Raw genomic sequence first — 21,839 nt, forward strand, 5'->3', positions numbered from 1 at the left:
TGCCTGAGCGGAGCTAGGCGGCGAACTTGCCGCCCAACTCGTCCTCGATGTGGATGCGGATGATGTCGTCAAACGTCTTCTCGGCCGTGGTGAAGCCGAGCTTCAGCGCGCGGTCGGTGACGAAATCACGCGGCCAGCCCGAGACGATGCCGATGATGGTCGGATCGGGCACCCGCTTGATGCGCACGGTGACGTTCTTGCCGGCGACCCGTTCCAGCGACGCGATCTGCTCACCGACGCTGACGGACATCCCAGGCATGCTGAGATTGCGCCGCGGCCCGATCGCATTGAGATCCATGGTGCCGGCATGGACCAGGAAGCCGACCGCCGATTTCGGCGAGGCGTGCCAGTGCCGCACGTCCTCGGACACCGGCAGGACCGCCTCCTCGCCCGCCAGCGGCTCGCGGATGATGTTGGAGAAGAAGCCGGACGCCGCCTTGTTCGGCTTGCCCGGACGCACGCAGATCGTCGGCAGGCGGATCGAGATCCCGTCGAGCAGGCCCTTGCGGGTGTAGTCGTTGATCAGGAGCTCGCAGATCGACTTCTGCGTGCCGTAGCTCGTCAGCGGCGTATGGAAGAACTCGTCACCGATCTTCTCGGGGAACGGCGCGCCGAACACCGCGATCGAGGAGGTGAACACCAGCCGCGGCTTGTAGCCGCCGCCAACGGCGCGGATCGCGTCGATCAGATAGCGGGTGCCGTCGAGATTGATCCGGTAGCCCTTGTCGAACTCGGCCTCCGCCTCGCCCGAGACGATTGCGGCAAGGTGGAAGATCACGTCCGGGCGCTCGGCGATCAGGGGCGCGGCGGCGCCGGCATCGGCGAAATCGGACGCGACGACATTGACCGGGATCGCGGCGTTGGCAGGCTTGGCCGGCGCGACCACGTCCTGCAGGGTCATCCTGCTGATGTCCTGCTTGCCGAGGCGGCCCTCGCGCAACAGACGCTCGGTCAGCTTGCGGCCGACCATGCCGGCGGCGCCCAGAATCAGAATGTGCACGACCCTGCTCCTTTTCTTCTCTTCTTCGAATTCAGATGCGGGCCTTGCGCGCTTATTCCTTCACGGCACCCGTCATCGCCGAGACATAATGCTCAACGAAGAAGGCGTAAAGAATAACCAGCGGCAGCGAGCCGCATAGCGCCCCTGCCATCAGGGAACCCCAGCGATAGATGTCACCGTCAACGAATTCGTTGACGATGGCGACCGGCACGGTCTTGTTCGGGGTCGATTGCAGGAACGTCAGCGCGTAGATGAACTCGTTCCAGCACAGCGTGAAGCAGAAGATGAAGGCCGAGATCAGGCCGGGAATCGCCAGCGGCAGCACGATCTTGATCAGGATCTGCCAGCGGCTGGCGCCGTCGATCAACGCACACTCCTCGAGCTCGAACGGGATAGTCTTGAAATAGCCCATCAGAAGCCAGGTCGAGAACGGGATCAGGATCGTCGGATAGGTCAGGATCAGCGCCATCGGCGAGTCGAACAGGCCGTACTGGAACACGACGGTCGCGAGCGGAATGAACAGGATCGATGGCGGCACCAGATAGGCCAGGAAGATCAGGCCGCCGACGACGTTGGCGCCCTTGTAGCGCAGCCGCACGATGGCATAGGCCGCGAGCACGCTCGCGATGATCGACAGCACGGTGGCGCCGATCGCCACGTACATCGTATTCCAGAGCCAGTGCGGATAGTAGCTCTCAAACAGCAGCTTGTGGATGTGCTTGAAGGTCGGATTCCAGGTCCAGAACGGATTGTACTTGTCGAGGTCGAGCAGCTGGTCGTCTGGCTTGATCGCGGTCAGCCCCATCCAATAGAACGGGAACAGCAGGATGATGACGATGATCGACAGCGGAATGTAGAGCGTCACGATCCGCCGCGGCACCGACTGCAAATAGCTCATGCCCTCGCTGTTGTCGACGCGCGCCTGCGTCGACAGGATGGACTTGAGATCGACCTTAGGGGCAGGAAGGTCAGTCATTGCTTTCTCCCTGCTGCCACTTCCTGCGCTGCAAGCCGAACCAGGACACCATGATCGCGGCGAGCAGGAACGGGATCATGGCACTCGAGATCGCCGCCCCCTCGCCCAATTGCCCGGCGATGATCGCCCGCTGGTAGGACAGCGTCGCCATCAGATGGGTGGCGTTGACCGGGCCGCCGCGGGTCATCGCCCAGATCAGCTGGAAATCGGTGAAGGTGAACAGCACCGAGAACGTCATCACGACCGCGATGATCGGCGTCAGCAAGGGATAGGTGATGAAGCGGAACATCTGCCAGCGCGAGGCGCCGTCGAGCGTCGCCGCCTCATAGAGCGAGGGCTGCACGGTCTGCAGGCCTGCCAGCAGCGTAATCGCGACGAACGGCACGCCGCGCCAGATATTGGCGAAGATCACACAGATGCGGGCCCAGGTGGTGTCGCCGAGGAAATTGATGTTCTGGGTGATCAGGCCGAGATGCTTCAACGACCAGGAGATGATCGAGAACTGCGAATCGAAGATCCACCAGAATGCCAGCGCCGACAGCACGGTCGGCACGATGAACGGGATCAGCACCGCGGCACGCAGCAGCGCCTTGAACGGCATGCGCTCGTTGAGCAGCAGCGCGAGATAGAGCCCGACCGCGAATTTCACCGCGCTCGCGACGGAGGTGTAGAGCAGCGTGTTGAAGACCGACAGCCAGAAGATGGAATCGTCCCACAGCCACTCATAGTTCTCGGTGCCGATGAAATGACCGACGCGGCCGATGCGGGTGTCGGTAAAGGACAGCCAGATCCCGAGGCCCAGCGGATAGGCCAGGAAGAAGATCAGGAACGCCATCGCCGGCACCATGAACCAGAAGCCGAGCCAGTTCTTGTTGTGGCGCAGCTGATCCCAGGCGGTCGCTTCGCGGATTTCAGTCTTCGCACGTCGCGGCGCAAGGGCGATGTCAGCCATAGACGATGTCCCGATTGCTCAAAGGATTGAGCATGACTACGCAATATTCCAGTGATGGCATTCCAGTGACGGTGCGGGCGGCGGTCGTCCGCCGCCCGCAGCCATCACATCAGCGATAGATCCGCTTCAGCTGCCGCTCGGCTTCCGCCATCGCGGTCTTGCCGTCCTTGGCGCCGGTGCAGTAGTTCGCGAACATGTCGACCACGATGAAGTCGGCGATCGCGGTCGCCGCCTTCTCGCCGGGCGTGCCGATGCCGGAGGCCGGCAGCGCGCGCTTCGAGGCCTGGCCGAACACCGCGTTCTTCGGGTCGGCGGTCCAGACCGGCGCGGTGTCGTAGGCGTTGAGCGTGTGCGTAAGATACCCCCGCGCGCCCGACAGCCACTTCTCGAAATTCTCCTTCTCCAGCATGAAGGCGATGAACGCCTTCGCCGCATTGGGATATTTGCAGAAGTTGAAGGCGAGGATCGGAACCGCGAGCTGCAGCTCGGTCGGCTTGCCGATCGGGCCGACCGGCCACAGCGCGTGGTCGATGTCTTCGGCGAGCTCCTTCTTGCTCGGGTCGTCCTTGGCGGCAACGTAGATCGAGATGCCGTTCGAGGTCAGGTACAGTTCGCCGGACAGGAACGCCTTGTTGTTGGAGGAGTCGTTCCAGGATGCGACACCGGGAATGAAGGTATCCGACAGCGCCTTAGCGTACTCCAGCGCCTTCATCGTCTCCGGCGAGTTGATGATGACCTTGTCGTCCTTGTCGACGGTCCAGCCGTTGAAGCCCCAGAGGATGTTGTGCACCCAGGCATTGGCGTCGCCGGTGGCATGGCCGAGCGCGAAGCCGGCCGGCGTGTTGTTCGCCTTCAGTGCCTTGCAGAGTTCGAGGTAGGCAGGGAAATCGGACGGCACCTGCTTGAAGCCGGCCTTCTCGACCGCCGACTTGCGATAGGTCAAATAGCCGCCGATGGTCGCGACGGGAATGCCGAGCCAGTCATTGCCCTGCTTGCAGGTCTTGGCCGCGGCCTCGGTCCAGCCGCCGTACTTCTTGCCGAGATAATCGGCAACGTCGTTCATCTTGAGGACCTTGGTCGGGAACAGCTGCGGCAGCGTGTGCAGGCCCCAGGCAAGGTCGAGACCCGAGCCGGTGTTGGCGGCGACCGAGGCTTTCGGCTGCACGTCCTCGAAGGACTCGCTGAACACATTCATCTCGGTGCCGGTTGCCGCCTTGAAGGCCGCCACCATGGCATTGAAGGCATCGTCTTCCGCGGGCACGAAGCGCTTCCAGCGCATCACGGTAAGCTTGGCGCCGGGCTCCGCCTTCCAGGGCGCGCTCTGCGCCCAGGCCTTGGCGAAGTCAAACAGCGCCGGTCCGGTGAGCATCCCGGTTGCGGCCAGCGCGGTGCCGCCCTGAAGTAGAGAGCGGCGAGTAAAATCGTGCATCGTCCTTCCTCCCAAATGACTGTGTTTTTCTTGTTTTTGATCTGGCCTGTTGGTCGGCCATTCAGATCGAACAGTCGGTCAGCTATTCAGTCGTTTCCCCGTCGAATCGTCGAACAGATGGACCAGCGCCGGATCCGGCTTGAGCCGAACCTTGTCGCCCGGGTTGAACTGATGGCGTTCGCGGAACACGGCGACAACCTGCTCGCCGCCGAGCTTGGCGAACACCTGGGTCTCCGAGCCGGTCGGCTCGACCACCACGATCTCGGCTTCGGCGCCGTCATCGGCGATGGTGAAATGCTCGGGCCGCACGCCGTAGACCGCGGGCTTGCCGTCGGAATTGGCCGGCGCCGATTTCAGCGGCAGCTTGACGCCGTTCGGTCCCTCGAAATAGGCGGCGCCGTTCACCTTCACCTTGCCCTTGAGGAAATTCATCGCGGGCGAGCCGATGAAACCGGCCACAAACTGGTTCTCCGGCTTGTCGTAGAGCTCGAGCGGCGAGCCCATCTGCTCGACGATGCCGTCATGCATCACCACGATCTTGTCGGCCATGGTCATGGCCTCGATCTGGTCGTGGGTGACGTAGACGGTCGTGGTCTTCAGCCGCTGATGCAATTCCTTGATCTCGGTGCGCATGGCGACGCGCAGCTTGGCGTCGAGGTTCGACAGCGGCTCGTCGAACAGGAACACCTGCGGATCGCGCACGATGGCGCGGCCCATCGCGACACGCTGGCGCTGGCCGCCGGAGAGCTGGCGCGGATAGCGCTCGAGCAGCGGCGTCAGCGCGAGGATTTCCGCCGCGCGCTTGACCCCGCTCGAGATCTCCTCGGGCTTGGCGCCGCGCAGCTTCAGCGAGAAGCCCATATTGTCGGCGACCGTCATGTGCGGGTAGAGCGCGTAGTTCTGGAAAACCATCGCAATGTCGCGCTCTTTGGGCTGGACATTGTTGACGACGCGGTCGCCGATCGAGATCGTTCCAGAGGTGATGTTCTCAAGTCCGGCCAGCATGCGCAGCAGGGTCGACTTGCCGCAGCCGGAGGGGCCGACCAGAACGACGAACTCGCCGTCCTCGATCGGGATCGACACGCCGTGCAGGACTTCAAAATTGCCGAACGACTTCCGCACGTCGCGAATCTGGACCGACGACATCCACTTCCCTCCCTCAAGTTCCCGACGGCGTACGACGAGTGCCGCCACCGCTCTGTTTTGTTCCGGCCACGCTGGGTGCGTGGCTCTGTTGGACTTGCGTTATTGTCCGCAGTTTATCCGGTTTTGGCAATCGTTCGATTAGCAATCGCTTGGTAGCGCTGTCAATATCGGTTTGTCTGCGACGAACGTCGTGATATGAGCGGCAAATGGCCCGAAAGCACATCACGCCAGGCAAGATCCGGCTCGCCGAAGTCGCGAAGCTTGCCGGCGTCAGTCCGATTACGGCCTCGCGCTTCTTCAGGAATCCGGATGCACTCTCGGCCGGCAAGCGCGCCCGGGTCGAAAGTGCGGCAAAAGAACTCGGTTACGTGCCCAATCTCGCGGCACGCGCGCTTGCGTCGCAGCGCACCGAGGTGATCGGTGTCCTGATCCCGTCGCTGACCAACAATGTGTTCGCCGACGTGCTGCGCGGCATCTATGACGCGCTCGATGGCAGCCGCTACAGCATTCAGCTCGCCAACACCCGCTACAGCATCCTGCAGGAAGAGCGCCTGCTGCGTCTTTTTCTGGCACAGAAGCCGGCCGGGCTGATCATCACCGGCATCAACCAGACCGCCGATTCTCGCCGCATCATGGAAACGGTCGATTGCCCGATCGTGCAAATCATGGAAGTCGGGCCCTCCCCGATCGACATGATGATCGGATTCTCGCATTTTGATGCGGCAAAAGCCGCAATCGCCCACCTTCTCGCGCAGGGCAACCGGCGAATCGGCTTCCTCGGCGCGCGAATGGACCCGCGGGTGCAGCGGCGGCTCGATGGCTATCGCGCCGCGATGACCGAGGCCGCGCTGTTCGATCCGCAGCTCATCGTCACGACCGCGATTCCAACCTCGGTGACATTGGGCGGGACGCTGTTTGCCGACCTGCTCGCCAAGACGCCGGACATCGACGCAGTGTTCTGCGTCAATGACGACCTCGCGCTCGGCGCGCTGTTCGAATGCAAGCGCCGCCACATGGCGGTGCCGGAGCAGATGGCGATCGTCGGCTTCAACGACCTCGAATTCATGGCATCGAGCGAGCCGACGCTGAGCAGCGTGCGCACCAATCGCTACGAAATGGGCAGAAACGCTGCCATGATGGTGATCGAAACGCTGGAAGGACGCCGGCCCGCCGAGCCCGTCGTCGATCTCGGCTTCAGTGTCATGGAACGGCAAAGCTCGGCACGGCGCAGCTGACATGCACCCGACACCAGCCTGTCACAAGGGACGCGAAAAATGACAAAATGGTAGCGCAACCAAGTGCCTTCAACTAAGGTCCAATCCATCCACTGAAACACCTGTGCGTGATCGCTTGGGTTTGTAATGCGCGACGATTTGCGCAAGGTAGAACAACGTTGAACCAGAGCCCTTGAATGGGCCCATCAAGAGTTTGCATTGCGGGAGAAACCAATGACAAAACCCCACACCAACGGGCACAGCGCCGCAGGCGAGACCAAGACGGGCAAGGGCCGCCGGCTCCGCTCCCAGGAATGGTTCGACAACCCGCACAATCCGGGCATGACCGCGCTCTATCTGGAGCGCTACCTGAACTACGGCCTGACCCGCGAGGAATTGCAGTCGGGCAAGCCGATTATCGGCATCGCCCAGACCGGCAACGACCTGTCGCCCTGCAACCGCCATCACCTCGAGCTCGCGCACCGCGTCCGCGAGGGCATCCGCGCCGCCGGCGGCATCGCGATGGAGTTTCCGACCCATCCGATCCAGGAGACCGGCAAGCGCCCGACCGCGGCGCTCGACCGCAACCTCGCCTATCTCGGCCTGGTCGAGATTCTGTTCGGCTATCCGCTCGACGGCGTGGTGCTGACCACCGGCTGCGACAAGACCACTCCGGCCTGCATGATGGCGGCGGCGACCGTCAACCTGCCTGCGATCGTGCTGTCGGGCGGCCCGATGCTGAACGGCTGGCACGAGGGCCAGCGCACCGGCTCCGGCACGGTGGTGTGGAAGGCGCGCGAGCGGCTTGCCGCCGGCGAGATCGACTATGAGCAGTTCATCGAGATCGTGGCCTCCTCGGCGCCCTCGGTCGGCCATTGCAACACCATGGGCACCGCCTCCACCATGAACTCGCTCGCCGAGGCGCTCGGCTTCTCGCTGCCGGGCTGCGCGGCAATCCCGGCGCCCTATCGCGAGCGCGGCCAGATCGCCTACGAGACCGGCAAACGCATCGTCGATATGGTCTGGGACGACCTGAAGCCGTCGGACTTCCTGACCCGCGAGGCGTTCGAGAACTGCATCGTGGTCAACTCCGCGATCGGCGGCTCGACCAATGCACCGATCCACATCAATGCGCTGGCGCGCCATGTCGGCGTCGAGCTGTCGATCGACGACTGGCAGAAATATGGCCACGACGTGCCGCTGCTGGTGAACATGCAGCCGGCCGGCTTCTATCTCGGCGAGGAATATCACCGCGCCGGCGGCGTGCCGTCGGTGGTGCGCGAGCTGATCAAGCACAAGCGCATCCATGAAGGCGCCCTCACCGTCAACGGCCGCACCATGGGCGAGAATTGCAAGGAAGCGCCGCAGCCCGACGGTGACGTGATCTGGGGCTACGACAAGCCGCTGGTGAAGGACGCCGGCTTCCTGGTCTTGCGCGGCAATCTCTTCGATTCCGCGATCATGAAGACCAGCGTGATCTCCAAGGAATTCCGCGACCGCTATCTGTCCAACCCGAAGGACCTCAACGCCTTCGAGGGCCGCGCCATCGTGTTCGAGGGCCCGGAGGACTATCACGCCCGGATCGAGGATCCGGCGCTCGACATCGACGAGCACTGCGTGCTGTTCGTCCGCGGCACCGGCCCTATCGGCTATCCCGGCGGCGCCGAGGTCGTGAACATGCAGCCGCCGGCGGCACTGATCAAACGCGGCATCCTGTCCCTGCCCTGCATCGGCGACGGAAGGCAGTCCGGCACCTCGGGCTCGCCGTCAATCCTCAACGCCTCGCCGGAAGCGGCCGCCGATGGCGGGCTCGCGATCCTCAAGACCGGCGACAAGGTGCGCATCGACCTCAACAAGGGCAGCGCCAACATCTTGATCTCGGAGGATGAGCTGCGCACCCGCCGCGCCGAGCTGAAGGGCAAGGGCGGCTTCCCGCACCCGGCCAACCAGACGCCGTGGCAGGAGCTCTACCGGCAGACCGTCGGCCAGCACGCGACCGGCGCCTGCCTCGAACTCGCAACGCGCTACCACGACATCGCCGGCAAGGTCGGCGTCGCGCGCGATAATCACTAAAACATCACCGTCATTCCGGGGCAGCCCGCAGGGCTGAGCCCGGAATCCATAACCACCATCGGAAGTATGGATTCCGGGCCCGCGCTACGCGCGTCCCGGAATGACCCGAGGAAACCGGGAGAGAGACACATGTCAGACAGACTGCAAGGCAAGCGCGCCGTCGTCACCGCCGCGGCGGCCGGCATCGGGCGCGCATGCGCGATCGCATTCGCGCGCGAAGGCGCGACCGTAATCGCCACCGACATCAATGAGAGCGGCATCGCCACTCTGGGCAAGGACGGCGTCGCCGAAACCGCGCGGCTCGACGTTCGCAGCACCGCTGATGTCAACGCTTTCGCCAAGCGCGTCGGCAAGATCGACATCCTGCTCAATGCGGCGGGCTTCGTGCATCACGGCACGATTCTGGAGTGCTCGGACGAGGACTTCGACTTCTCGTTCGATCTCAACGTCAAATCGATGCACCGGACCATCAAGGCATTTCTGCCCGCGATGTTGGCAGGCGGCGGCGGCAGCATCGTCAACATTTCGTCCTGCGCGGCATTGCGGCCACCGGCCAACCGTTACGTCTACAGCGCGTCGAAGGCGGCAGTTTCGCTGCTCACGCGCGCGGTCGCGCTCGACTTCATCACCCAGGGCATCCGCTGCAACAGCATTTGCCCCGGTACCGTGGAAACGCCTTCGATGCTTGATCGCGCCGCCGCCGCCGGCCCGGATGGACGCGAGAAGTTCGTCGCCCGCCAGAAAATGGGCCGGCTCGGCACAGCCGAGGAAATCGCGGCCATGGCGGTCTATCTCGCGAGCGACGAAGCCGCGTTCACCACCGGCGTCGACATGGTCGTCGACGGCGGCTTCATGCTCTGACGCCCCCGATCAAAGGCATTCAGCAATGAACAAGATCGATCTCAACGGCCGCTGCGCCGTCGTCACCGGCGGCGCGCAAGGGTTCGGCCGCGCCATCACCGAGCGCTTCGTCGCATCCGGCGCCAAAGTCGCGATCTGGGATTTCGACCAGCCGCTGGCAGAGAAGACCGCCAGGGCGATCGGCGAGAACGTGATCGCCATCAAGACCGACGTCACCGATCCCGCCGCGGTGGACGCCGCGCGCGATCAGACGCTGCGGGCGTTCGGCAAGATCGACATTCTCGTCAACAACGCCGGGATCACCGGAGCCAACAAGCCGGTGTGGGAAACCGATCTCGACGATTGGCGCAGGGTGATGCGCATCAATCTCGAGGGTCCCTTCATCTGCTGCAAGGCGATCGTGCCGAGCATGATCGGCCAGAAATACGGCCGCATCGTCAACATCGCCTCGATCGCCGGCAAGGAAGGCAACCCGAATGCCGCGCATTATTCCTCGTCGAAGGCCGGCCTGATCGCGCTCACCAAATCGCTCGGCAAGGAGCTCGCGCAGCACGACATCCTCGTCAACGCGGTGACCCCGGCCGCGGCGAAGACCGCGATCTTCGACCAGATGACGCAGGCGCACATCGACTTCATGCTGTCGAAGATTCCGAAAGCCCGCTTCGTACAGGTCGAGGAACTCGCCGCGATGGTGGCGTGGCTTGCGTCGGAGGATTGCGCGTTCTCGACCGGCGCAGTGTTCGACATCTCCGGCGGTCGCGCGACGTACTAACTCCCTCGCCTCGCCGGCTGCCGAAGCGCTGCGACGAGATGATCTGCGAGCAATGACGCCGCGCGCGCAAGATTCGGCGCGCGGTGCAATCGGATCTCCGCCCGCGGCAGCCGCGGCATGCCGTCGCGCGCGGTCAGGCGGCGCAGCGCCAGCGGAAAGGTCCCCGACTTCACAACCGTCACCGCAAGGCCCTGCGCCGCGATCGCCTCGACCGCGGACAGGCTGTGGCTGACGAAGGCGAGCCGCCACGGCCGGCTCGCTTCGTCCAGCGCCTGCATTGCCCAGCTCCGGAACAGGCAGCCCTGCGGATAGAGCGCAACCGGCAGCGGGTCGAGCTCCTCGACACGATGCGTGGCGCTGGCGGCCCACACCGCCTGCTCGGTGCGCAGCAACTCACCCTCGCCGCGCCCTTCGGGGTGCATGGCGATCACGAGGTCATAGGCTTCGCCAAGCCGGTCGGTCATCGACGATGTCAGCCCGGTCTCCATCTCGACATGGATCAGCGGATAGTTGGCGACGAAATCCTTGAGCAGCGGCGGGACGATCAGCGTCCCGTAATCGTCCATCACGCCAAGGCGCACCCGCCCGCCGGTGCCGTGCGCGCGCACTCGGCCGACCGCCTCCGCGTTGAGACTCAGAATGCGGCGGGCGTAACCGAGCAGCCCTTCGCCGGCCGCGCTCAAATCGACACTGGACGTGCTGCGGTGAAACAGTTCGGCCTGTAGCCGTTCCTCCAGCCGCTTCACCTGCATGCTGACGGCGGATTGGGTCCGGTTCAGCGCGGCGGCGGCGCGGGTGAAGGAGCGATGATCCGCCACCGCGACGAAGGCCTGCAGGAGATCCGGGTCCAGGACGGGCGCGGTCATCACAATCCGTGATCTGGTTGATCAGGTTTATTGCATTCACTGATTATCGGCCCTTCCCTAGGTTGCGCAAGCAAAACAGAGGGGTCGAAGCGGGATGGGCGAGATCTGGGGGGTGTTGGCCGCAGTGGCGTCGAGTGCGCTTGGCGGAACCTCGATCGGGGCGACGCGGTTTCTGGTCGGCGCGATCGATCCGCTGGCGATCGGCGCGTTCCGATTCGGCATCGGCGTCCTGCTGCTGCTGCCATTGGCGCTGCTGCAGCGTGGAAGCTGGCCACCGCGGCGCGACTGGCTTGGTGTCACTGGCCTCGGCCTCTTGTTCTTTGCGGCGTTTCCGATCCTGTTCAATGCCTCGCTGATCTTCACCACCGCGGCGCGCGGCGCGCTCGCGCTTTCGACGCTGCCGCTGCTGACCATGCTGGTCGGCGCGGCGCTCGGTGCCGAGCCGCTGACCGCGCGAAAAACCACAGGCGTGCTGGTCACCATCCTGGGTGTCTCGATAGCGCTGCTCTCCGGCCTCGCCACGGCGCCGGCCGGCGCCTGGCGCGGCGATCTGCTGATGATTGCGGCCGCGCTCTGCATGGCGCTCTACAGCATCTGGTCAAGGCCGTTGATCCGCCGCTCCGGCCCGATCCCGTTCACTACGCTCGCGATGGCGGCCGGCGCCGCGGTCCTCATCATTGCCTCGCTGCTGCGCGGCAGTTTCGCGCCGGTTGCCGAGTTCGGTGCGCCGCAATGGTTCGGCGCGACCTATCTCGGCGCGTTCGGCGCAGCGCTCACCTTCTATCTCTGGGCCTTCGCACTGGAGCGGACGACGCCGACCCGGGTGGCAATCTCCGTCACCGTCAATCCGATCGCCGCCTCGCTGGTCGGCGCAGCCCTGCTCGGCGAGCCGCTGAGCTGGAATCTGATGGCCGGCATCGTGACGGTGTTCGCCGGCATCTGGATCGCGACGACCCAGCCGCAACTGGCACGCGTGGTCGCGCCGGACACACACTGACCCGCGGCCACGCCCCCGCAAGGCCGTCAGCGAATCCGTGCTAGCCTGAGGGTCCGGTCCAAGCAAACCCTAGGCGGCACGCCATTGAATATTTCCCTCTACGACGTCTCCGTCTGGGTGCTGCCGCTGGTGATCGCCATCACGTTCCACGAGGCGGCACACGGCTTCGTCGCGCACCGACTCGGCGACGACACCGCCTGGAAGCTCGGCCGCGTCAGCTTCAATCCGCTGAAGCACATCGATCCGTTCGGCACGCTGATCCTGCCCGCGGTGCTGCTGTTCGCGCATTCGCCGTTCCTGTTTGGCTACGCCAAGCCGGTGCCGGTGAACTTCCGCAAGCTCAACCATCCCAAGCTCGACATGGTGTGGGTGGCGCTGGCCGGACCGGTCACCAACATCATCCTGGCGACCGCGGCGGCGCTGGCATTCCACGCGCTGCCGCTGGTTCCCGCGGATGCGGCAAAATGGACCGCGGACAATCTGAAAAACGCCTTCCTGATCAACATCGTGCTCGCGATCTTCAACATGATGCCGATCCCGCCGCTGGATGGCGGCCGGGTCGCGGTCGGGCTGCTGCCGCGGCCGCTGGCGGTCCCGCTTGCCCGGCTGGAGCCCTACGGCATGCTGATCCTGATCGGGCTGTTGATCCTGCTGCCCGTGATCGGCCGGCAGATCGGCCTAAATCTTGATGTTATTTCAACGATACTGCGAACTCTGACCGGCTATGTAATCAACGCCCTTCTCCTCATTACCGGAAACACATAGCCTTGATTTGCGGATGACCCGATCGCAACATCGGAACCCAATCTTGTCACTCATGCTCATGGACGGGAACGCTTCGAGGCCATGGTGATCAAAGCTGCCGATATGCTGATTGCACGACGCGCCGACACCCGCGCGCGGGCTGACTTTGCAACCTGGAAGATGATGGCGAAGCTGAACGGCGCCTCCGCCCTGCCGCCCGAGGCGCAGAATTTCCTGGCGATCCACAAGAGGCTGCTGGACCAGATGAGCGACGCCGACGCCAGCGAGGCGACGATCCAGGAGATGTATCGTACCTACTATGCGGAGATGGGCGGCGCCGGCAAAGCACCCGAGGTTCCGGCACGCTCGCGCGAACCGGCCGCCGACACCGGCAACGTTACCGCGTTCCGCCGCCTGCCCGCCAAAAAGACGGCCGCCGCTGCCCCGAACGCCAAGCGTCCGATGCCGGTGGCGCTGATCTTCGCCTGCCTCGTCGTGGTCTACGTCGCGATCCGCTACTACTGGAAATAGCGCGGTCCGCGTTGCAAGCCATCCCTCGCTTCCATCGTCGACGCGCGCACGCTGCGGCGTCCCGTCGCGCGTCAATGGCCGCTCAATCGCCGCAGCGTGGAATATCGCGCGCGATCGATCACGCCCGTGCCCTAGGCGATGCGCCCGATGCCGGGCATAATGAGGAACTCAAAAACAAAAATCATACTGGAGGGAAGATGAAGCGTTCCATTGCAGCCTCGATCAAGACAGCCTTGGTGATGACCACGAGCCTCGTGTTCGCCGGCAGCGCGTCGGCGCAGACGATGGACAAGGTCGCCAAGGTCGGCGCCCTCGGCGATCAGTCCGGGCTCTATCAGGACATCGGCGGTCCCGGCTCGACGGTGGCGGCGCAGATGGCGATCGAGGATTCCGGGCTGCTGGCGAAGGGCTGGAAGATCGACCTGATTTCGGCCGATCACCAGAACAAGCCCGACGTCGCGGTCAACATCGGCAAGCAGTGGATCGATGTCGAGAAGGTCGACGTGTTCGTCGATCTCGCGGCCTCCAATGTCGGGCTCGCGATCGCCAACCTCGCCAAGGAGAAGAACGTCGTCAACCTCAACTCGGGCTCCGCCTCGTCCGACCTCACGGGCGCGCAGTGCTCTCCGAACACGGTGCACTGGGTCTACGACACCTACATGCTCGCCAACGGCACCGGCAAGGCGCTGGTGAAATCCGGCGGCGACAGCTGGTTCTTCCTCACCGCGGACTATGCGTTCGGCCAGGCACTCGAGCGCGACACCTCAGCGGTCGTCACTGCGAATGGCGGCAAGGTGCTCGGCAGCGTCAAGCACCCGCTCAACAACGCAGACTTCTCGTCCTTCCTGCTGCAGGCGCAGAGCTCGAAAGCCAAGATCGTCGGTCTTGCCAATGCCGGCGGCGACACCACCAACGCGATCAAGCAGGCCGCCGAATTCGGTATCGTCACGGGCGGCCAGAGGCTTGCCGGCATGCTGCTGTTCATTACCGACATCAACGCACTCGGCCTTAACGTCGCGCAGGGCCTGAACTTCACCGAGACATTCTACTGGGACATGAATGATCAGACCCGCGCCTTCACCAAGCGCTTCATGGAGCGCTTCAAGAAGAACCCACCGACCATGGTGCAGGCCGGCGTCTATTCCTCGCTGATCCACTACTTCAAGGCATTGGAAGCGCTCGGCGGCAATCCGCATGACGGCCGCGCGGTCGTTGCCAAGATGAAGGAGCTGCCGACCGACGATCCGCTGTTCGGCAAGGGGTCGATCCGGATCGACGGCCGCAAGATCCACCCCGCCTATCTGTTCGAGGTGAAGAAGCCGTCGGAGTCGAAGTATCCGTGGGACTATTACAAGCTGGTGGCGACCATCCCCGCGGATGAAGCTTTCCTGCCGCTCGAGAAGAGCGTCTGCCCGCTGGTGAAGAAGAGCTGAGCCGCCGTCATTCCGGGCCTCGCGACACGAGCGCCCGGAATTCATCGATCCGCCGAGCATGCGGCACAATGGCTTCCGGGCTCGCGACTTGGTCGCGCCCCGGAACGACAACAACTACTGCTTCGGCTTGTTGTAGACGATCGGGACAGTGTACCTGAACGTCTCTTCGGTCAGCTCCGCCGGCGGAGGCGGTAGCTCCGGACTAGCGCGGCGAAGCAGCGCCAACGCCGCTTCGTCATAGACGGGATCTCCTGACGATTCGGCGACGGCGAGTTCGATCACGCGGCCGAGCCGATTCAGGGCGAAGTTGAGTACCACCCGGGCTTCCTTGCCCTTGCTGACCTTCGGGTAACGCTTGTTCTTCTCGATGATGCCAATGATCTTCTTGTCCCATTTGGCTGTCAGCGCCAGCTTATCCTTGCCGATCCCGGGATTCGGCGCCTTCGTCGTCTCCGACTGGCGCGAGTCCTCCAGCTTGGTCGGCGCAGCGGCTTCTGAAGCCTGCTGTGCTTCCTGAGCGTTGGTCTCGACCTTGGCGACCTTGGCCTCGTCCTCCTTCTGCTTCTTGGCGGTGTCTTCCGTCACGATGCGATCGGGGTCGTCGGCCTCCATCGGCTTGGCCTGCGGCAGGTCGGTGTCCTTCACCTCTGCCTTCTGCTGCGCCATCTCCTGCACGGCCTGTTGCTCGTCAGCCGGCGCACCGGGCGGTGCAGCGTCCTCGGGCACGTCAGGAGAGGCGAGCTCGACGGCGTATTCCGCGCCGGCGGCACCAAGCCCCTCATCACCGTCGTCGCCGCGCAAATTCGTCAGCGCCAGCGCCGCGCCGCCGAGATGCAGCCCGACCGCCGTCACCGCGGCGATCACCCAGAGCCGCTTCGAGGTCCGCAGGTCAAGATCGGGGTTGGTGGACATCGCTGTTCGCCGTCAGGGTTTGGCCGGCTCGGCCTGCGGCGCCGCGGGCGCTCCGGGCACGCCCTCGAGCGTAACAAGCTTCACCCGCGTATAGCCGCCGGCGCGCAGCAGCTCCATCACGCCCATCAGTTCACCATAGGGCACCGTGCGATCGGCGCGCAGGAACACGTACTTGTCCCGGCTCATGTCCGGCACTGAATCCAGCGAATTGACCAGGTCGACCCGCTTCACCGCGTTCTCCCCGATCGCCAGCGTCAGGTCCGGCTTGATGCTGACATAGGTCGGCTTGTCCGGCTTCTTGGTCGGAGTTGCGCTGGAGGTCGGCAGATCGATCGGCAAATCGACGGTCGAGAGCGGCGCCGCCACCATGAAGATGATCAGCAGCACCAGCATCACGTCGATGAACGGCGTGACGTTGATCTCGTGGGATTCCGCGAAATCGTCGTCGCCATCGTTCTCGGAGAGCGAGACTGCCATCGCCTACTCCGCCGCCGCGGCGCGCGGAAGCGCGGTGCGCGGAACGTCGCCATGGGTGCGATCGAGATCGCGCGACAAGAGTCGTCCCGCCGCGCCCGAGGCGCGGTTGACGAGCTCGAGATAGACCTTCGTGACGCGCGAGAAATGGTTGTAGATGATGACGGCGGGGATCGCCGCGACGAGGCCGATCGCGGTTGCGAGCAGCGCTTCCGCGATGCCCGGCGCCACCACGGCAAGGTTCGTCGTCTGCGACTTCGAAATGCCGATGAAGCTGTTCATGATGCCCCAGACGGTGCCGAACAGGCCGACGAAGGGCGACGTCGCGCCGATGGTCGCGAGCAGGCCCATGCCGACGCGGATCTTGCGGGCTTCGGCGCGCACGATCTCGGCAAAGCTCGACGCCGCGCGCTCCTTGATGCCGGCGTCGCTGGAGATGCCCGCCGACAGTCGTCCTTCGCGCATCGCAGCCGCAATGAACGACGACAGCACGCTGCCCTTGGCGCCGAGTGCGAACTGCGCTTCCGCCAGCGACCGCGATTCAGCGATCTTGGCGAGCGCGCCGCGCAGCTTGCTCTGCGCCACGGTCAGCTCGACCATCTTGGCGATGAACACGGTCCAGGTCACTAGCGAGGCGAAAGCGAGACCGAGCATCACCGCCTTCACGATGATGTCGGCGTTCAGGAACATGTTCCACGGCGACAATTCGTGCAGACCAGTACTGGTCGACTTCAGCACCTTGCCGTCGCCGTTCGCGGGCGCGGCCGGTGACACATCGAGCGCCGTCGGTGCCGGAGCCACCGCGGCAGGTGCCGGCGCGGCCTGGGCCACCGGCGCGGTCTGGGCAGTCGCAGCAGGAGCGGCAGCCGGCGGCTGGGCGACGGGTGCGGACTGGGCCCGAGTTATGGGCGCGGGCTGCGCGGCAGGCGCCGTTTGCTGCTGCGCCGAAGACGGCGCAGCCAGCATCAGCATCGCCAGCGAGGCGATCATGGCGGATGCAGCGGGGAACTTGAATGTCATCATCAGTTACACTTCAGCCCAGTGGCGGATCAGGTTGTGATAAATCCCGGTCAATTTGACCGTTTCAGGGTCATCGCGGCCCAGCCGCTCCACCAGAGCCTGGATCGCAGTATCGAGATCAAAGATCAGGCTGCGCGCGTGAGCATCCCGTACCATGCTCTGCAGCCAGAAAAAAGACGCTAGCCGGGTCCCCCGCGTGACCGGAGTGACCAGATGCAAGCTGGACGCAGGATAAACCACGAGATCGCCTGCCGGCAGCTTGATTTCATGGGATCCGTAGAGGTCCTCGATGACGAGCTCGCCGCCATCGTACTCCTCCGGCTCCGATAAAAACAGCGTGACCGACAGGTCGGTGCGGATCCGCATGCCCGTGAGCCTGTCACCCCGCACCGCATTATCGACGTGCAGGCCGAAATGGTGCCCGTCGCTTGCGGCATAGCGGTTGAACAAGGGTGGAAAGATTCTAAGCGGGATTGCCGCCGAGATGAACCGCGGACTTGCCGACAGCGCCGACAGGATCCGGTTGCCGAGCTGCCGCGCGACCTCGCTGTCGGGCGGCAGCTGCTCGTTGCGCTTGACCATCGCGGAAGCAGCACCCGCGGTCGAGCGGCCGTCTTCCCAATCGCTGGCATCCATGATGCGGCGAAGGTCCGCCACATCAGCCTTGCTCAATACGTCGGGAATACAGACCAGCATCTTGTACCGCGAAGCCTCCGTCAGTAACGCGCAGACACAACCAGATACGCAGCGCGTCCCGGCGCTTCCAGCACGAACGGTGCTGCGCTCTGGTACAGCGCGTCGTAGTAGCGCTTGTCGAAGATGTTGTTGACGAACAGCTTCATGGTCCAGTGCTTGTCGATCTTGGCCTCGGCAAAGGCGTCGAAGCGCCAATAGCTCGGGATCGACGTGCCCTGGTTGGCCGCGAGCAGCGTGCCGCCATAGATCTTCGAGCGATACACCGCCTGCCCGCCCAGCTCCCACATGTCGGTGAGCTGATACTTCGTCAACATGCTGAATGACTGATGCGCGACGTTGGCGAGCGGCAATCCGACGTTGCTCGAGTACAGGATCGTATTGGCCGGCGGCGCCAGCGACCTCGTCACGACCGACTGCATCAGCACGAGTCCGCCGAACACGCTCCACTTGTCGGTGATCTTGCCGCCGACGCCGAGATCGATACCGCGGATGCGGTAAGCGGCGCCCGCCGTGATACAGGAGATGTTGCCGGTCGTTCCGGTTGGATAAGAGCATCCGAGCGCTGTAGCCGCGGCTGCGTTGTTGACGTTCTGCGCTTCGCGCGCGTTTTCCTTCTCGGTCTGGAACAACGCCGCCGTCACCAGAAGATGGCGGTCGAATAGCTCCCACTTGGTGCCGACCTCGATCGCCTTGTTCTTTTCCGGCCCGAAGATCTGAGTGTTGCCGCCGTTGAGAACCGGATTGATGCCGCCATAGGCGGTGCTGGTGCCGTCGAACTCGGCGCCGACAGGGTTGGACGAGGTCGCGTACGCCGCATAGACGCTGCCGTTCGGCAGCGGCTTCAGCGTGAGACCGACGTTGAAGTTCGGCATCCCGAACTCGGCGGACTGCTGGCCGAGCGTGCCATTCGTCGCGAACGCGGACGTGTTGATCTTGTAGTCGTCGTATCGGACGCCGCCATTGAGGATGACGAAGTCGTTGTAATTGGCGGAATCCATCACGTATCCGCTCACGGTGTCGATACCGATCTTGGTCGGTCGTCCCGCGAGCGATGGGATTCCGAACGGCTGATTTGTGTTGACCGGGTTGAAGACACTGACGCCGGAGAGAGAGCCGCCTCCCGTGAAGGCCGATGTGCCGGTGGTTATTTCGGAGGCGAGGCCGGTGTAGCTATCGATCGAAGACCGCTCGTTGTCGTATTCGACGCCGGCCGTCGTGGTGTGCTTGAACCCAAGACGGTCGACCGACTTGTAGGTCGCCTCGGTCTGGTTGGCGAAAACGTCGGTGACCTGATAGCGGCTTTGCGGGTTGGTCGTGAGCGTATAGCTCGTGAACGGAGCGCCGGCGGCCAGCGTCGGCGATTCCGGCAGCGTGCCGATGTAGTTCTGGGTCGAACGCGATTCCCGGATCTTGTTGCTGATCACGAGGTCCGGCGTGATCTGCACCTCGGCATTGATCGTGCCGATATCCTGCCCGGTCCGGAAGAAGTCGCGATTGACGAAGCCGTAGAAATTATTGCGGTTGACGCCGAAGTCCGGGAACGGGCCGCCGGCCGTGCTCGCGGTGCTCGGCCGGTAGTACGGCACGCCGAAATCCGGGATGCCGGTGAGCTCGGTGTGGATGTAGTTGCCGCTGATCTTCACCGCATCGACCGGCTTCCACGTTCCGGCCACGAACGCACCGTCGCGATTGTCGGTGACATAGCTGCGGCCGGCGACGCCGGCATCCTGGAACAGGCCGCCGGCGCGGATCGCCAGCGTCGGGCTGATCACCTGGTTGACATCGAGCGTCACCCGCTTGGTGCGATCGGTGCCGAACGAGGTGTCCATGTTGTAGAAGCTGTTCTCCGTCGTCGCCTGCTTGGTGACGATGTTGATCGCGCCGCCGGTGGTGCCGCGGCCTGCAAAGGACGAGCCCGGGCCGCGCAGGATCTCGACCTGCTCGGTGAAGAAGTTCTCGCGGACGCTGACGCCGGCGTCGCGTACGCCGTCGATGAAGATATCGTTGCGCGCATCGAAGCCGCGGATGAAGAAGCGGTCGCCGAACGCATTACCGCCCTCGCCCGTGCCGAGCGTGACACCGGCCGTCGACAGGATCGCCGATTTCAGCGAGGTGGCGTTCTTGTCTTCGAGCACGTCCTTGGTCAGCACCGTGACCGACTTCGGCGTGTTCAGGATCGGCTCGGGATACTTTCCGGATGCCTGCAAACGGTCGCCCTTGTACGGCGCGGCCGGATCCGCGTAGCGATCGCGATCAGCCGGAAGACCGCCGGCGTTGGGAAACGGCACCGGCGCCTGCTGGGCCTGCTGATTGGTGCGACGCGCGACGCGGCGCAGCGCGTTGCGGGCGCGGACCTGGTCCGATGTGGGCTTTGACGTGACGGGCCGCGGGCGCGCGACCGGGGCATCGACATTCACCGGCGGCAGGCTGGATTGCTGCGCTTCGGCCCCCGAAAACGACGCCACCGCGATCAGGCTCGCGACAGCGGAGACCTTCGTGGCGGAATAACCGGTATCATCAGCCGAACCGATCGCCGCATCGAAGCGCAGCGATCTCGGCGCCTTCACATTGCTCATGTCTTGCACGCCCCCAGAAAAGCAAGTCCGTTCGCGAAACCACCGTGCGACGAACTGTCTCTTTCGGTTATCGAGCGCGACTTTTTTTATCAATGCGATCAGCGCCACAGTTGGCTTGAATCGCCCCAAATCAAAGCGATTCTAATCTGTGGTTTGAAATCGTTCTAAACTCTAGTTTTTAGGTGTTCTAATAGTCGTTCTAAATTGGTGCCGAGATGCCTCGCCAATCACTCGGCGCTTGGCGGCTTCATCAGCGAGAACAACTCATCGATGGTCCGTTGCGCGACCTGCCGGACGCGGTCGCTATTCTCGAGGCCGGCGATATTGACGCCGCCGACGACCGCTTTGATCTCGTCGCGGAAGTCGGTGAGAAAACGCAGCGGGTCACGCTGCTCGTTGGCGACGCGCGCGATCAACCCGGTGACCAGGATCTGGCACGCCATCATGCGCCCGTTCAATTCGTCCATCGCTACCCTCGTCCTCTCGCATCGTTGCTGCGCGATATGAACGACATCCCGCGGCGTTTCAACCGTGTCGCGCAAGCTGCATCAGGTGAACGGATGAAGAGCAGGTCTGGACGCGACGAGACGCGCGCTATTTCGCGGCGATGTGCGCGGCATCCTCGCCGAGCGCCTTGATGCGATCCTTGACCTCGCGCAGCGTGGCCAGTCCGCTCTCGACATGCTTGTCCGACACGTCACGGAGCACGTCGCCGGCGATCGCATCGCGCAGACTGTCGAGATCGTCGACGAGACGGCGCCCGCTCTTCGTCAAGAACAGCCGATTGGCGCGGCGATCCCGGGGATCGGGACGACGTTCGAGCAGGCCGTGTTCGACGAGGCGGTCAAGCAGCCGCACCAGCGAGATCGGCTGCAACTCGAGCACGTCGGCAAGATCGACCTGGGACAATCCTTCCTGCTCGCGCAGGCGGAACAGCACGATCCACTGTGCCCGCGTGGTGCCTCGCGCCTTGGCGCGATGATCGATATAGTTGCGCAGCAGCCGGGAACTCTCGACGAGCTGCGCAATGAATTGGCGTTTGAGATCGAGCGACATAGGGGTCCTCGGTGCGTTTCCCAGACGGAATGTTTCTGCACGTTTCTGGCCTAAACCTTTCCAAATGTTTAGGATTCTCAAGCCTTGGTGTGTTTACACATTAAGTGCACG

General features: G+C 63.9%; 21 protein-coding genes. 8 read left to right on the forward strand and 13 right to left on the reverse strand.

Features of this window, described 5'->3' with window-relative positions:
- Nucleotides 1–13: 13 nt before the first annotated feature.
- The 5 genes from denD to ugpC form a co-directional block, all read right to left on the reverse strand.
- Nucleotides 14–1,000 (reverse strand): D-erythronate dehydrogenase, encoded by a 987-nt coding sequence (denD, locus tag AAFG07_RS25120; protein WP_342722537.1) that lies wholly within the window; start codon nucleotides 998–1,000, stop codon nucleotides 14–16.
- A 52-nt stretch (nucleotides 1,001–1,052) separates the two neighbouring features.
- Nucleotides 1,053–1,976, reverse strand: a complete 924-nt coding sequence (locus AAFG07_RS25125) for a carbohydrate ABC transporter permease (protein ID WP_342722538.1) — start codon at nucleotides 1,974–1,976, stop codon at nucleotides 1,053–1,055.
- Complete coding sequence (locus tag AAFG07_RS25130; RefSeq protein ID WP_212315055.1) at nucleotides 1,969–2,928, reverse strand: sugar ABC transporter permease; 960 nt, start codon at nucleotides 2,926–2,928, stop codon at nucleotides 1,969–1,971. The genes AAFG07_RS25125 and AAFG07_RS25130 overlap by 8 nt, the downstream gene beginning before the upstream one ends.
- 109 nt (nucleotides 2,929–3,037) lie before the next feature.
- Nucleotides 3,038–4,357, reverse strand: coding sequence for an ABC transporter substrate-binding protein (locus AAFG07_RS25135; protein WP_342722539.1), 1,320 nt, complete (start codon nucleotides 4,355–4,357; stop codon nucleotides 3,038–3,040).
- Between the two features lie 78 nt (nucleotides 4,358–4,435).
- Nucleotides 4,436–5,503: a sn-glycerol-3-phosphate ABC transporter ATP-binding protein UgpC gene (gene ugpC / locus AAFG07_RS25140; protein ID WP_092113040.1), complete on the reverse strand. Its 1,068-nt coding sequence runs from the start codon at nucleotides 5,501–5,503 to the stop codon at nucleotides 4,436–4,438.
- Nucleotides 5,504–5,709: 206 nt separating this feature from the next.
- Here ugpC and AAFG07_RS25145 point away from each other — a divergent pair, with 206 nt between their 5' ends.
- From AAFG07_RS25145 to AAFG07_RS25160, 4 genes are all read left to right on the forward strand, one after another.
- On the forward strand, nucleotides 5,710–6,738 hold the full coding sequence (locus tag AAFG07_RS25145; RefSeq protein ID WP_342722540.1) for a LacI family DNA-binding transcriptional regulator: 1,029 nt from the start codon (nucleotides 5,710–5,712) through the stop codon (nucleotides 6,736–6,738).
- Nucleotides 6,739–6,951: 213 nt separating this feature from the next.
- Complete coding sequence (locus AAFG07_RS25150; RefSeq protein WP_342722541.1) at nucleotides 6,952–8,790, forward strand: IlvD/Edd family dehydratase; 1,839 nt, start codon at nucleotides 6,952–6,954, stop codon at nucleotides 8,788–8,790.
- A 129-nt stretch (nucleotides 8,791–8,919) separates the two neighbouring features.
- The gene (locus AAFG07_RS25155) at nucleotides 8,920–9,651 is read left to right on the forward strand and encodes an SDR family oxidoreductase (protein WP_342722542.1); all 732 of its coding nucleotides are present in this window, start codon (nucleotides 8,920–8,922) and stop codon (nucleotides 9,649–9,651) included.
- Nucleotides 9,652–9,676: 25 nt separating this feature from the next.
- Nucleotides 9,677–10,423, forward strand: a complete 747-nt coding sequence (locus tag AAFG07_RS25160) for an SDR family NAD(P)-dependent oxidoreductase (RefSeq protein WP_342722543.1) — start codon at nucleotides 9,677–9,679, stop codon at nucleotides 10,421–10,423.
- Here the strand turns inward: AAFG07_RS25160 and AAFG07_RS25165 are convergent.
- Entirely contained in the window at nucleotides 10,420–11,289 is an 870-nt protein-coding gene (locus AAFG07_RS25165) for a LysR substrate-binding domain-containing protein (RefSeq protein ID WP_342722544.1), read from the reverse strand. The genes AAFG07_RS25160 and AAFG07_RS25165 overlap by 4 nt on opposite strands.
- 94 nt (nucleotides 11,290–11,383) lie before the next feature.
- On the opposite strand from AAFG07_RS25165, the gene AAFG07_RS25170 reads away from it, so the two are divergent.
- The 4 genes from AAFG07_RS25170 (at nucleotide 11,384) to AAFG07_RS25185 (ending at nucleotide 14,994) form a co-directional block, all read left to right on the forward strand.
- Complete coding sequence (locus AAFG07_RS25170; RefSeq protein ID WP_342722545.1) at nucleotides 11,384–12,286, forward strand: DMT family transporter; 903 nt, start codon at nucleotides 11,384–11,386, stop codon at nucleotides 12,284–12,286.
- Between the two features lie 84 nt (nucleotides 12,287–12,370).
- The gene (locus AAFG07_RS25175; protein WP_207837335.1) at nucleotides 12,371–13,051 is read left to right on the forward strand and encodes a site-2 protease family protein; all 681 of its coding nucleotides are present in this window, start codon (nucleotides 12,371–12,373) and stop codon (nucleotides 13,049–13,051) included.
- Between the two features lie 102 nt (nucleotides 13,052–13,153).
- Nucleotides 13,154–13,561: a hypothetical protein gene (locus AAFG07_RS25180; protein WP_342713528.1), complete on the forward strand. Its 408-nt coding sequence runs from the start codon at nucleotides 13,154–13,156 to the stop codon at nucleotides 13,559–13,561.
- A gap of 197 nt (nucleotides 13,562–13,758) precedes the next feature.
- Nucleotides 13,759–14,994, forward strand: coding sequence for an ABC transporter substrate-binding protein (locus AAFG07_RS25185; protein WP_342722546.1), 1,236 nt, complete (start codon nucleotides 13,759–13,761; stop codon nucleotides 14,992–14,994).
- Nucleotides 14,995–15,108: 114 nt separating this feature from the next.
- Here AAFG07_RS25185 and AAFG07_RS25190 read toward each other — a convergent pair whose 3' ends face one another.
- The 7 genes from AAFG07_RS25190 to AAFG07_RS25220 all read right to left on the reverse strand — a co-directional run bounded on the left by AAFG07_RS25190 (nucleotide 15,109) and on the right by AAFG07_RS25220 (nucleotide 21,728).
- Nucleotides 15,109–15,906: a TonB family protein gene (locus AAFG07_RS25190; protein ID WP_342722547.1), complete on the reverse strand. Its 798-nt coding sequence runs from the start codon at nucleotides 15,904–15,906 to the stop codon at nucleotides 15,109–15,111.
- A 12-nt stretch (nucleotides 15,907–15,918) separates the two neighbouring features.
- Entirely contained in the window at nucleotides 15,919–16,383 is a 465-nt protein-coding gene (exbD, locus tag AAFG07_RS25195; RefSeq protein WP_342722548.1) for a TonB system transport protein ExbD, read from the reverse strand.
- A gap of 3 nt (nucleotides 16,384–16,386) precedes the next feature.
- Entirely contained in the window at nucleotides 16,387–17,403 is a 1,017-nt protein-coding gene (gene exbB / locus AAFG07_RS25200; protein WP_342722549.1) for a tonB-system energizer ExbB, read from the reverse strand.
- Between the two features lie 3 nt (nucleotides 17,404–17,406).
- Nucleotides 17,407–18,096 (reverse strand): Fe2+-dependent dioxygenase, encoded by a 690-nt coding sequence (locus tag AAFG07_RS25205; protein ID WP_342722550.1) that lies wholly within the window; start codon nucleotides 18,094–18,096, stop codon nucleotides 17,407–17,409.
- Between the two features lie 20 nt (nucleotides 18,097–18,116).
- On the reverse strand, nucleotides 18,117–20,672 hold the full coding sequence (locus AAFG07_RS25210; RefSeq protein ID WP_342722551.1) for a TonB-dependent receptor: 2,556 nt from the start codon (nucleotides 20,670–20,672) through the stop codon (nucleotides 18,117–18,119).
- A 227-nt stretch (nucleotides 20,673–20,899) separates the two neighbouring features.
- Complete coding sequence (locus AAFG07_RS25215; RefSeq protein WP_092085525.1) at nucleotides 20,900–21,139, reverse strand: hypothetical protein; 240 nt, start codon at nucleotides 21,137–21,139, stop codon at nucleotides 20,900–20,902.
- Between the two features lie 127 nt (nucleotides 21,140–21,266).
- Nucleotides 21,267–21,728 carry a MarR family transcriptional regulator gene (locus AAFG07_RS25220; RefSeq protein WP_212315079.1) on the reverse strand — a complete coding sequence of 154 codons (462 nt, stop codon included), beginning with the start codon at nucleotides 21,726–21,728 and terminating at the stop codon, nucleotides 21,267–21,269.
- Between the last annotated feature and the right edge of the window lie 111 nt (nucleotides 21,729–21,839).

This window comes from Bradyrhizobium sp. B097, assembly GCF_038957035.1.
Taxonomy (GTDB): Bacteria; Pseudomonadota; Alphaproteobacteria; order Rhizobiales; family Xanthobacteraceae; genus Bradyrhizobium.